The organism is Streptomyces sp. NPDC050504 (assembly GCF_044458065.1).
Classification (GTDB): Bacteria; Actinomycetota; Actinomycetes; order Streptomycetales; family Streptomycetaceae; genus Streptomyces.
In genome coordinates, this window is sequence record NZ_JBITHO010000001.1 from 1,036,567 (window position 1) to 1,048,777 (window position 12,211).

Consider the following 12,211-nt stretch of genomic DNA (forward strand, 5'->3'; position numbering starts at 1 on the left):
CGAGCCGCCCCCGAATCGGGAGCCGTGTCCGAGAGGAGTGGCAGGCTCTAGGCCCTGGCCGCGTCCGCCACCGTGCCCGTCGCCGCCCGGCCGCCCCGCACCACGGCCATGACCTCCGCGGCCACCGGGCGAAGCGGGCGCTTGCGGAGGTCCAGGACCGGCTTCGGGTTCGAAAGGCCGTGGGACGCCAGCAGGTTCATCAGGGCCCAGATCACGTCGGGGCGCCCGGTCACGGGGAACTCCTCGCCCTCCGGGGAGACGACGGTGGCCGCCGCGGTGCCCGCGAGCAGGTTGGAGCGGGCCCAGTCGACGACGAACAGCCTGCCGTCCGGACTGGCGCTGAGGACGACCTCCCTGGTGCGGTGCAGGACGGTGAGGTAGTCCATCGGCACGGTCACCTTCCGGGCCGCGTCGAACGGCGGTGTCCCGTCGGCCGGGTGGACGCGCAGCACCGCCTTGACGACCGGCCCGTGGTCCTGGAACGTGTGCGTGCCGGCCATCTGGAGGAACCGGCCCCGCACGAGCACGCCGCCCCGGCGCGACCAGCCCCGTCCGACGCTGCCGAACGACGCTCTCTCGCCCGGGAGTTCGTCCACGAGCCACCGGGCTTCCTCACCCGGTTCGGTCACCGGCACCCGGTCCTCGGGATGAGCCCTGGCCCACTCGGCCACCTCGGCGTAGCGCGCCGCGACCGGCGGGTCCAGGCGGCGGATGTCGATCGTGTCGCCGTCCATCGCGACGCCGCCGACGTCCAAGGAGATCCGCATCTGGCGCAGTTGGCGACCGATGCGTCCGGTCACCTCGACCGTCCGGCCGTCCGGCTCGACGACCCGGCACGTCCTCGTCCCCGCGAGCATGGTGCTGCGGGGCCACAGCGGGACGACCCGGTTCCGCGCCGACGCGTCCGCGTCCGCGCCGGTCGACGGGTCGGCGGGGCTCACGAGGACGGCGAGGCGGCCCGCGGTGACCGCGGACAGGCACAGGGAGGGGACGCGCCACTCGCCGATGACCTCGAACCCTTCAAACTCTTCGAACCCTTCGACCGCGTCGGTGGGCTCCGCACCGTCCGCCCCCATCCCGTGCACCCGCAGCCTCAGCCGGACGAGCGGTGTGAACTCGTCGGGCGTGTAGTTGCCGAAGTGCGTCGTGAACGTGGCTTCGCCGTCGGGGCTGTAGCGCACGAGCGAGGCCTCCAGGACGTCCGCCCGCGTCAGCCGTGCCCCCGTCGGCAGGTCTCCGTCGGGGCGCGGCGCCCACAGGACGAAGCTGCGCTCCCCGTACGACACGCTCGTGACCTTCAGCCGGTGGCGGCGCGTGAACAGGGGCAGTTCCTGCCAGGTGGTCCGCCGGGCGAGGAAGACCAGCAGCGCCGAACCCGCCAGGCCGCCGGTGATCGCGATCCAGGCCCAGCTCTCGCCCTCCTGCCATGCGGTCAGTCCGACGAGGACGACCAGCGGGACGGGGAAGGAGCAGAGCATGATGAAGAGAAGGTTGCCGATGAACGTACCGGCATAGCCGCGCATTGCCCCACCTCGGATTCGATCCCGCACCCCGCTCCCCGGGCACGATCGCCGCCGGGGTACCGCCCGTCGCCCCATGGTCCCGGCGCGGCCGTCCCGGCACCAGCCCTTCGAGGCAAGGGATCCACACGACGAAAAGAGCCCCACGCGCCCCGTATTGGATGATTTGGGCCCTTCTGAAGCAGGGTTAACTTCTTCTTTACGTAAATACTTCCGGTGTCCTGTGAACCACCCGCCCCGAGGCCCGCTCTCTACGTGCGACAGCATCGGCATGCTCACAAGACAGGCAAAAAACGGGTGTCAGCAATATCGAGGGTCGGGGTGGCGGCCACGGCCGCCGTCGTGTCCGGCGCGCTCGTCACGGGAATGGCCGCGGCCGACTCCGGGACGCGGCCGGACGGCGCCGGGGGCAAGGAGAGCCGGCAGGACCGGGGGAGCGGGGACGGCGGGACCGCCTCCGTCACCCTGATCACCGGTGACAAGGTGGTCGTCGGGGCCAAGGGGAAGGTCGTCGGGCTGGTGCGCGGCGAGGGCCGCGAGAAGGTCGTGATCTCCGTGCGGCGCGAGGCGGGGCACGTGTTCGTCGTGCCGCAGGACGCCCAGGCGCTGATCGACGCCGGACGGCTCGACCGCCGGCTCTTCGACGTCACGCGGCTCGTCGCGGACAAGTACGACGACGCGCACCGCACGTCGGTGCCGCTGGTCGTCGGCTACCGGCTCGCCCGGTACAACGGACGCGCGGCGGGCGACGCCTTCAAGGGCCTCGTCCGCGACCGCCGTACGCTGCCCGTCGTCGACGGCGAGGCGTTCAGCGCGCCCAAGGACACCACGGCGGACCTGTGGTCGGCGCTGACCGGCGGCACCGGCGCGGCCAAGGGCCGGATGAACCTGCGCACCACCGCGACCCCGGCCGTCGCGCACGTCTGGCTGGACGCCAAGGTCCGCCCCACCCTCGACAAGAGCGTGCCGCAGATCGGCGCCCCCACCATGTGGAAGGCCGGGTACACCGGCAAGGGCGTCAAGATCGCGGTCCTGGACACCGGCGTCGACCAGACGCACGCCGACCTCAGGACCGTCCAGTTCGCGGAGAAGAACTTCACCGAGTCCCCGGACGCCAAGGACCGCCTCGGCCACGGCACGCACGTCGCCTCGATCATCGCGGGCACCGGCGCCAAGTCGGGCGGCAAGTACAAGGGCGCGGCGCCCGACGTGAAGGTCCTGGACGGCAAGGTCATCGCCGACGACGGCTTCGGCACGGAGTCCAGCATCGCCGCCGGCATGCAGTGGGCCGTCGACAGCGGCGCGAAGATCGTCAACATGAGCCTCGGCAGCCTGGACAGCCCGGGTACCGACACCCTGGAGGCGGCCGTCGCCCGGCTCTCGGGCAAGGCGCTCTTCGTCATCGCGGCGGGCAACGACGGCAACGGCAAGACCACGCTGAACTCGCCGGGCAGCGCCCCCGCCGCCCTCACCGTCGGCTCGGTCGACAAGCAGGACAACCTCGCGAGCGACTCCAGCGTCGGCCCGACGGCCGACGGCGGTGCCAAGCCCGACCTCACCGCCCCCGGCGTGGAGATCACCGCGGCACGCACCACGCAGGCCGAAGGCGGCTCGGGCGGCGAGGACTACGTCTCCATGTCGGGCACGTCGATGGCGACCCCGCACGCCGCGGCCTCCGCCGCGATGCTCCTCCAGCAGCACCCGACGTGGACGGGCCAGCAGCTCAAGGCCGCGCTCATCGGTTCGGCCAAGCCCAACCCCGCGCTCAACGGCCTCCAGCAGGGGGCGGGGCGCATCGACCTGACGCGCGCGGTCACCGCGTCCGTCGTCACGGAGCCGGGCACGGTCTCCTTCGGCACGCAGCTGTGGCCGCACACCGACGACAAGCCGGTCGGCAAGACCGTCACGTACCGCAACTACGGCACCAAGCCGGTCACCCTCGCGCTGAGCACCACCGCGGTGGACCCGGCGGGCCGTCCGGGCCCCGCGGGCATGTTCACCGTCAAGGACGCCAAGCTGACCGTCCCGGCGGGCGGCACCGCGAAGACCACCGTCACCGTCAACACCCGGCTCGGCGACGCCGACGGCTCCTACGGCGGCACCGTGCTGGCCGAGGGCGACGGCCAGGCGGTGCGCACCGGCCTCTTCGTCGAGCGCGAGGTCGAGTCGTACGACCTGAAGCTGACGCACCTCGACGTCCAGGGCAAGCCCGCGTCCAGCTACACGACGACGCTCACCGAGCGCGCCACGCAGCACAAGGTCACGGTCCCCTACAGCACCGGCGCCGCCACCGTGCGCCTGCCCAAGGGCACGTACGCGCTGGAGAGTTCGGTCTTCGCGCCGGCGGGGAGCTTCGCGATCTTCGTCCAGCCGACGCTGAAGGTCGGCGCCAACGCCGCCGTGACGCTGGACACCCGCAAGGCCAAGCCGATGTCCGTGGTCGCCCCGGACCGGACGGCGAAGCTGCGGACGGCGAACATCAGCTACGACGACCCCGAGCTGGCCATCGCCAACAGCTGGAGCGTCGACGGCTCCACGGTGATCCGCACGCTGGGCATCGGACCGGCGTCGCCGAGCCTGAACGCCCAGTACAACGGCGCGTGGAAGGCGGCGGGAGCCGCGGGCAAGGGCGTCGACTACCGGTTCGCCTTCAACCGCACGGGCAGTTGGTTCAGCGGCCTGAGCCAGACCCTGGCCAAGGCCGACGTCGCCGCGGTCAAGTACGGCGTCGGCGCCTCCGTGACCGGCCGCAAGGGCACGCTCTCCGCGATCCCGCTCGGCGCCAACGACTACAGCTCGCAGCTCCAGACGCAGCTCAACCTCGCCCTGCCCGCGTCGGGCACGGTGTACGTCAACACCAAGGGGCTGCGCTGGACGTGGTCCATGGCCCAGCTCGACCCGGCGGGCGACACGAGCATCAACTACGGTGCCAACCCGATCGCCTACCTGCCGGGCAAGAGCTACAAGCTGCACTTCAACACCGGTGTGATCGGCCCCGACCTGCGGGCCGACACGGGCCAGGGCGCGCGCCGCGCGGGCAACTCGATGGACGCGTACGTGCGGCTGTTCAACGACGGCTCGGCGCACGCCGGGGACTCCGTCACGACCGGCGGCTTCACCAAGCTGGAGTCGAAGGGCCGCGTGGTGGCCCAGGGCGACCCCGGCGCGATCTTCGCCGACCTGCCCGACGCCCCGGCGCCGTACCGCCTGAGCATGGAGGCGACGCGCTCGCCCAAGGTCGCGTCCACCAGCACGAAGGTGGCCGTGGCGTGGACGTTCACCTCGGGGAGGACGCCCGACGAGCCGCCCACCGCGCTCCCGCTGTCCACGGTCCTGCTCGCGCCGAACCTGGCGCTGAACGGCACGACCAAGGCGGGCGGCACGCTGGCCGTCCCGCTGTACGTGGGCGGTGCGGCGGCGGGCGCGGGCAAGGTCGCCGCGCTGACCGTCAAGGTCTCCTACGACGGCGGCAGGACCTGGAAGGCGCTGCCGGTCACCACCAACGCCAAGGGCGCGCGCTCGGTGTCCGTGAAGCACCCGGCGACGGCCGGGGCCGCGACGTACCAGGTGTACCTGAAGGACACGGCGGGCAACACCGTGACCGAGACGATCACGAACGCGTACCGACTCGTCCCGTGACGCACGGCGGCTGACGCGGGAGGGCCGGGCCCCGGGCGGTGATTCCGCCCGGGGCCCGGCCCGTTCTCCGTCCGGACCCCGCGGGGATCAGGGGCGGTCGGTGAGGTAGCCGCCCATGGAGGTGAAGTACTCCGTCGCGGGCAGCTCGCGGCCGTCCTCGGTCCGCACGCGCGTGATGGCCAGGCCGTGGTTGCGGCCGGTGCGGGCGTCGGCGCCCGCGACGATCACCACGCCCTCGCCCTCGCGGTAGAAGACGCGGCCGGGCGTACCGCCGTAGCGGCCCTCGGAGACCACCGACGCGAGCACTTCGAGGCGCTTGCCCCTGTGGTACGTGAAGGCGCTCGGGTACGGCTCGGACTGGGCGCGCACCAGGCGCTCCAGGACCTCGGCGGGCCAGGTCCAGTCGATGCGGACGTCCTCCTCGGCGCGCTTGTGGAAGAAGCTCGCCTGCGAGCGGTCCTGCTTGGTGAACTCCGTCCGCCCCGCCGCGATGAGGTCGAGCGCGCCGGTGAGGACGGGGGCGATGAGGTCGACCGTCTTGTGGAAGAGGTCGGTCGCGGTGTCGGTCGGGCCGACCGGGACGGCCTCCTGCCGGACGATGTCCCCGGCGTCGAGCTCCTCGTCCATCATGTGCGCGGTGACGCCCACTTCGGACTCGCCGTTGATCATCGCCCAGATGATCGGGGAGAAGCCGGCGTACTTCGGCAGCAGCGAGTCGTGGACGTTCAGCGTGCCGTGGCGCGGGAGGCCGTAGATGCGCGGGGGGATCCAGGTCCGCCAGTTGTTGGCGACGATGATGTCCGGGTCGGCCTCCTTGAGGCGCTCGAACAGCTCCTCGTCGTCCGGGCGGTTGCGGATCAGCACCGGGACGCCGTGCTCCTCGGCGAGATCGGCGACCGAGTCGCTCCAGATCTTCTCGTACGCGTGCTCGCTCTTGGGGTGCGTCACGACCAGGACCACGTCGTGCTCGGAGTCCAGGAGGGCTTGCAGGGTGCGGTGCCCCCAGGTCTGGTAACCGAACATGACGACCCGCATGGGGGTTCCTCCTTGGAACAGGGAAATGACGAACGCAAGTAAAGCACCGCAAGTAAAGCAAGGCTTGCCTTAGCTCGCAACGGGCGGGTTCCGCAGTCCGTTTGACGGGGCGGGAGCCCCGTTCGACGGGTGCCGGTATCGACAGTTTCCGAGGATTAGCTTAGGCTCACCTAAGTTAAGGGTCGCCGCTCGGCGTGCCCGCATTCGTATGCGTATCTGTCCCACGCCTGACAGGCGGCTTCCCCGCACGATGGGAGTGACATGTCACAGGTTCTTCCTGGCGACGCCCCACTGGTCCACGACCTCATTGGCATAGGCTTCGGCCCGTCCAATGTGGGCTTGGCTATCGCGCTCAGCGAGCACAACGCACGCGTCGACAGGCAGGAGACGGTCACCGCTCACTTCTTCGAGCAGCAGCCGAACTTCGGATGGCACCGTGGCATGCTCATCGACGACGCGACCATGCAGGTGTCCTTCCTGAAGGACCTGGTGACGCAGCGGAACCCCACCAGTGAGTTCAGCTTCCTCTGCTACCTGAAGAGCAAGGGGCGGTTGATCGACTTCATCAACCACAAGAACCTCTTCCCGCTGCGCGTCGAATTCCACGACTACCTCGAATGGGCCGCCGCGCAGGTCGACGACATGGTCTCCTACGGCCACGAGGTCGTCAGCGTCACCCCGTTCGTCAGCGACGGCGTCGTGGAGTACCTGGACGTGACCGTCAGGTCCCGTGAGGGCCTGGCCGTCCACCGCGCCCGCAACCTGGTCTTCGGCACCGGACTGCGCCCCCTCATGCCCGAGGGCGTGGAGCGCGGCGAGCGCGTCTGGCACAGCTCCGAACTGCTCACCAAGGTCGACTCGCTCGAAGGCACGTCGCCCTCGCGGTTCGTCGTCGTCGGCGCGGGCCAGAGCGCCGCCGAGAACGTCGCGTACCTGCACCGCCGCTTCCCCGACGCCGAGGTCTGCGCGGTCTTCTCGCGCTACGGCTACAGCCCGGCCGACGACAGCAGCTTCGCCAACCGGATCTTCGACCCCGGCGCGGTCGACGACTTCTACACCGCGCCCGAGGACGTCAAGCGCCGGCTGATGGGCTACCACGCGAGCACCAACTACTCCGTGGTGGACATCGACCTCATCGACGACCTCTACCGCCAGACCTACCAGGAGAAGGTCCTGGGCACCGAGCGGCTGCGCTTCCTCAACGTCTCCCGCCTCACCGAGGTCGAGGAGACGCAGGACAAGGTGCGCACCACCGTGAAGTCCCTCGTCACGGGCGAGGAGACGCCGCTGGACGCCGACGTCGCGGTGTTCGCCACCGGCTACCGCCACGCCGACCCGCTCGGGCTGCTCGGCGAGGTCGGCGAGCGCTGCCTGCGCGACGAGGACGGACGGGTGCGCGTCGAGCGCGACTACCGCCTCGTCACCGACCCCGGACTGCGCTGCGGGATCTACCTCCAGGGCGGTACGGAGCACACCCACGGCATCACGTCGTCGCTGCTGTCCAACATCGCGATCCGGGTCGGCGAGATCCTGGACTCGGTGGTCGACCGGAGCGTCAAGTCCGCGCCCGACGAGGCCAGGCCGGTCGTGGACGGCACCGGCAGCGTCGTCCGCTAGGGCACGGCCGGGGGCAACGGGGTGCCGGACGTCGACACGCGCACGACCGCGGCGGAGCGCCCCGCCTCCCGGGGCACGCCGACGCCCCGCGGGAGGCGGGCCGCGGGCCTGGCCGTGCTCGCGGCGCTCCTCCTGGTCGCGGCGGTGGCCTCCCTCGCCGTCGGCGCGCGGGCGCTGAGCCCAGCCGAGGTGTGGCACGGGCTGTTCGCCGCGCCCGAGCCCGATCAGCGGCTCACCGAGATCAGGCTCATCGTGCGCACCGTGCGGGTGCCCAGGACGGTGCTCGCCCTCGTGGCGGGCACCGCCCTGGGCGTCGGCGGCGCGCTGATCCAGGGGTACACGCGCAATCCGATCGCGGACACGGGACTGCTGGGGGTCAACGCGGGCGCCTCGTTCGCCGTGGTGTCGGTGATCGCCGTGTTCGGGCTCTCCAGCCCGTTCCAGTACGTGTGGTTCGCGTTCCTCGGGGCGGCCGTCGCCGGTGTCGTCGTGTTCGGCCTCGCCAGCATCGGCAGGGGCGCGGGCAACCCGCTCACGCTCGCCCTGGCGGGACAGGGCATCACCGTGTTCCTCACGGCGATGACCACGGCGGTCGCGCTGTCGGACAAGGAGTCGCTGAACGCCCTGCGCTTCTGGAACTCCGGCTCGGTGGCGGGCGTCGGATTCGACGTCATCTGGCCGGTGGCCGGGTTCGTCGGGGTCGGGCTGACCCTCGCGCTCACCGTGCTGCCCGCCCTGAACCTGCTCAACCTGGGCGCGGACGTGGCGCGGGGCCTCGGCGTCAACATCGCCCTGAGCCGTACGGTCGGCATCGCCGCCGTCACCCTGATGGCGGGCGCGGCGACCGCGGCCTGCGGCCCGATCGCGTTCCTCGGGCTCATGGTGGCCCACGTCGCGCGGTACCTCACCGGCCCCGACTACCGCTGGCTCGTGCCGTACGCGGGTCTGCTCGGCGCGGTCGTCCTGCTGGTCTGCGACATCGCGGGACGGCTCGTGGTGCGGCCGGGCGAACTGGACGCGGGCGTCGTCGTCTCCCTCGTCGGGGCGCCGTTCTTCGCGCTGCTCGTCTGGCGCGGAAAGTTCAAGAACGCATGAACGGGACCAACGCGCGGGCGAACGCGACGGAAGCGACGGAAGCGACGGACGCGCGGGCGGACGCGACGGAGGTGCGGGCGGCGGTGGCGCCGGGCGTACGGCTCGGCCCGGTGTCGTTCGTGTGGCGGCCCTGGCTCCTCGGCGTCACGCTGCTGCTCGCCGGGGCGACCTTCCTGGTGTTCTGCCTGTCCATCAGCGTCGGAGACTTCCCCGTCGACCTGTCCCGGGTGGTCGCCACGCTCTTCGGCCGGGGGGAGCGGGTCGACGAGTTCGTCATCATGGACCTGCGGATGCCGCGCGCCCTGGCCGGGCTCGTCGTGGGCGTCGCGCTGGGCGTCTCGGGGGCCCTCACCCAGTCGATCGCGCGCAATCCGCTGGCCAGCCCGGACGTCCTGGGGATCACCTCGGGCGCCGGCACGGTCGCGGTGTTCCTGGTGACGGTGTCGGGCGGCGCCGCGACCGCGGTCACCGACTCGGTCGGCCTGTCGTCCGCCGCGCTCGCGGGCGGGCTCGGCACGGGCCTGCTGGTCTACTTCCTGGCGTGGCGGCGCGGCGTCGACGGCTTCCGGCTCGTCCTCATCGGCATCTCGGTGAGCGCCGTGATGCAGGCGATCACGACCTGGCTGCTGGTCTCGGCCGACATCCGCGACGTGGCCAGGGCCCAGGCGTGGCTGGTCGGTTCGCTCGACAACCGGTCCTGGGACGAGGTCGGTACGGCCCTGTGGGGCACGCCCGTCCTGCTGGTGGTCGTGGCCTGCGCCGCCTTCCAGTTCAAGCCGCTGCACCTGGGCGACGACGTCGCCGCCGGACTGGGCGTGCGGTTCTCCCGGGTGCGGGCGCTCCTGCTGCTGTGCGCCGTGCTGCTGGCCGCCCTCGCGGTGGGCGCGGCGGGCCCCGTCCCGTTCGTCGCACTGGTCGCGCCGCAGGTCGCGATGCGCCTGGCGCGCTGCCCCACGCCCCCGCTGGCCGCCTCGGGGCTGGTCGGGGCGCTGCTGCTGCTCGGCGCGGACCTGACGGCCCGTACGGCGCTGCCGGTCGGTCTGCCCGTCGGCGTGGTCACCGCCGCGATCGGCGGGCCCTTCCTGGTCTACCTGTTGGTGCGGGCCAACCTCAGATAGACAATTGCGAAGGTTGGGCACGCCTAATCGATATCGATATGGACCCGACGAGTGAGGGGGGCCCGTGGGCGCTCAGTTCATCACCGGCACGAAGCCGGGCGCCGACTCCGGTGCTGGCGCCGGGAGCGGGCGTGCGGCGCGGCTGGCGGCGCGGGGCGTCACGGTCGGATACGGCACCCGCGCCGTCATCGACGACCTGGACGTGACGGTCCCGCCCGGTGTGATCACCACGATCATCGGGCCCAACGGCTGCGGGAAGTCAACCCTGTTGCGCACCCTGACCCGGCTGCTCAAGCCGTCGAAGGGCACGGTCGTGCTGGACGGCGAGGACATCGCCGGGCTCAGGACCAGGGAGGTGGCGAAGAAGCTCGGCCTGCTGCCGCAGGCACCGGTCGCGCCCGAGGGGCTGACCGTGGCCGACCTGGTCGCCAGGGGGCGCCATCCGCACCAGAGCTGGCTGCGCCAGTGGTCGTCGGACGACGCCGACGTGGTGGAGCGCGCGCTGGCCATGACCGGGGTGGCGGACCTGGCCGACCGCCCCGTCGACTCGCTGTCCGGCGGTCAGCGCCAGCGCGTCTGGATCTCGATGGCCCTGGCGCAAGGCACCGACCTGCTGCTCCTCGACGAGCCGACCACCTATCTTGACCTGGCGCACGCGATCGACGTGCTCGACCTGGTGGACGACCTGCACGAGTCGGGCCGCACCGTCGTCATGGTGCTGCACGACCTCAACCTCGCGACGCGCTACAGCGACCACCTCGTCGTGATGCGCGACGGGGCCATCCTCGCGCAGGGGCATCCGCGCGAGGTGATCACCGCCGAGGTGCTGTACGAGGCGTTCGGGCTGCGCGCCGAGATCGTCGACGACCCGGTGGGGGACCGGCCGCTCATCGTTCCGATCGGCCGTACGCACGTTCGGCCCGGCCTCGGTTAGGGGCCGCGCGAACCGCGGGTCCGTCGACCGGCCCGGATCGCGACGCGGTTCCGAACGGGGGAACCGTGAAGTAAGGCTAGGCTTGCCTCATTCGCTGCGGATAAGGTTTGGCTGCCCTTAGGTAACGGGTGGCGGACAGCGCGAAAGCAAGGGGTTCTCGATGTTCTTCCAACGAACGACGCGTACGAAGCCGTGGCGGCGCCTCGCGGTCTCCCTGTCCGCCGCGGCACTCGGAGCCGGGCTCCTCGCGGCTTGCGGCTCCGACACGAAGGACGGCGACGAGGGCGCGTCGGGCGGGAACGACTCCCCGGCCGCGGCCTCCGGTTCGTTCCCGGTCACGGTGGAGCACGCGTTCGGCTCCACGGAGGTCACCAAGGCCCCCGGGCGGGTCGTCACCGTCGGCTACACGGACGACCAGGCCGTCCTGGCGTTCGGCACCAAGCCGGTCGGCATGGTCGACCAGTACCCGAACCCCGCGGGCACGTCCCCCGACATCAACACCCAGTGGCCCTGGGTCAAGGACAAGTGGGGCGACGCCCGCCCCGACGTCATCATGAAGAACGGCGACGCGGGCCCCAACTACGAGAAGATCGCGGCCCTGAGGCCCGACCTGATCATCGCGGTCTACTCCGAGATCGACAAGGCCGCCTACGACAAGCTCTCCCGGATCGCGCCGACCGTCGGCCGCACCAAGGCCGAGAAAGAGCCGTTCAGCGCCCCCTGGCAGGACAACGCCGTCCACATCGCCAAGGCGCTCGGCAAGGAGGCCGAGGGCGCCGAGCTGGTGCGGGGCATCCAGGCCAAGCTCGACGCGGCCAAGAAGGCCCACCCGAAGTTCGCGGCCCAGACCTCCGTGGCGCTCTCCTACTACAAGAACTCCGTCGCGCCCTTCACCTCGACCGACGTGCGCGGTCGCCTGCTGACCGGCATCGGCTACCGTTACCAGACCAAGATCGACGAGGTCGCGGGCGGCAAGTTCTACACCACGCTCTCCCCCGAGCGCATCGACCTGGTGGACGTCGACCGCATCGTCGTCATCAACGACAAGGCCGACCAGGAAGCCCTGAAGAAGTTCAAGCTGTTCGCCAACCTGGACGCGGTGAAGAAGGGCAACGTCTCGTACCTGCTGGACAGCGAGGGCCCGGCCGTCGGCGCCGCCATGTCCCAGGCCACGCTGCTCTCCCTGCCGTACGCGATCGACGAGCTCGTCAAGTCGGTCGGCTGAGTTGAGCACCACCGGAACCACCAGAACC

At 71.3% G+C, this 12,211-nt stretch carries 8 protein-coding genes; 6 read left to right on the top strand and 2 right to left on the bottom strand.

Translation table 11 applies throughout. The features are described 5' to 3' along the window. Positions 1 to 47: 47 nt before the first annotated feature. Positions 48 to 1,523, bottom strand: a complete 1,476-nt coding sequence (locus ACIBNE_RS04305; RefSeq protein ID WP_399269324.1) for a hypothetical protein — start codon at positions 1,521 to 1,523, stop codon at positions 48 to 50. Positions 1,524 to 1,841: 318 nt separating this feature from the next. Between ACIBNE_RS04305 and ACIBNE_RS04310 the strand changes: the two genes are divergently transcribed. Beyond that, positions 1,842 to 5,159, top strand: coding sequence for a S8 family serine peptidase (locus ACIBNE_RS04310; protein WP_399269326.1), 3,318 nt, complete (start codon positions 1,842 to 1,844; stop codon positions 5,157 to 5,159). An 87-nt stretch (positions 5,160 to 5,246) separates the two neighbouring features. Here the strand turns inward: ACIBNE_RS04310 and ACIBNE_RS04315 are convergent, their stop codons facing one another. Then, positions 5,247 to 6,194: a methionyl-tRNA formyltransferase gene (locus tag ACIBNE_RS04315; RefSeq protein WP_399269328.1), complete on the bottom strand. Its 948-nt coding sequence runs from the start codon at positions 6,192 to 6,194 to the stop codon at positions 5,247 to 5,249. Positions 6,195 to 6,455: 261 nt separating this feature from the next. Between ACIBNE_RS04315 and ACIBNE_RS04320 the strand changes: the two genes are divergently transcribed. The 5 genes from ACIBNE_RS04320 to ACIBNE_RS04340 all read left to right on the top strand — a co-directional run bounded on the left by ACIBNE_RS04320 (position 6,456) and on the right by ACIBNE_RS04340 (position 12,183). After that, the gene (locus ACIBNE_RS04320) at positions 6,456 to 7,811 is read left to right on the top strand and encodes a lysine N(6)-hydroxylase/L-ornithine N(5)-oxygenase family protein (RefSeq protein ID WP_399269330.1); all 1,356 of its coding nucleotides are present in this window, start codon (positions 6,456 to 6,458) and stop codon (positions 7,809 to 7,811) included. A gap of 21 nt (positions 7,812 to 7,832) precedes the next feature. Beyond that, complete coding sequence (locus ACIBNE_RS04325) at positions 7,833 to 8,906, top strand: FecCD family ABC transporter permease (protein ID WP_399269332.1); 1,074 nt, start codon at positions 7,833 to 7,835, stop codon at positions 8,904 to 8,906. After that, positions 8,903 to 10,024 carry a FecCD family ABC transporter permease gene (locus ACIBNE_RS04330; RefSeq protein WP_399269335.1) on the top strand — a complete coding sequence of 374 codons (1,122 nt, stop codon included), beginning with the start codon at positions 8,903 to 8,905 and terminating at the stop codon, positions 10,022 to 10,024. Before ACIBNE_RS04325 ends, ACIBNE_RS04330 begins: the two co-directional genes overlap by 4 nt. A 64-nt stretch (positions 10,025 to 10,088) precedes the next feature. Then, the gene (locus ACIBNE_RS04335; protein ID WP_399269337.1) at positions 10,089 to 10,958 is read left to right on the top strand and encodes an ABC transporter ATP-binding protein; all 870 of its coding nucleotides are present in this window, start codon (positions 10,089 to 10,091) and stop codon (positions 10,956 to 10,958) included. 160 nt (positions 10,959 to 11,118) lie between these two features. Next, positions 11,119 to 12,183: an iron-siderophore ABC transporter substrate-binding protein gene (locus ACIBNE_RS04340; protein WP_399269339.1), complete on the top strand. Its 1,065-nt coding sequence runs from the start codon at positions 11,119 to 11,121 to the stop codon at positions 12,181 to 12,183. Positions 12,184 to 12,211: the final 28 nt, after the last annotated feature.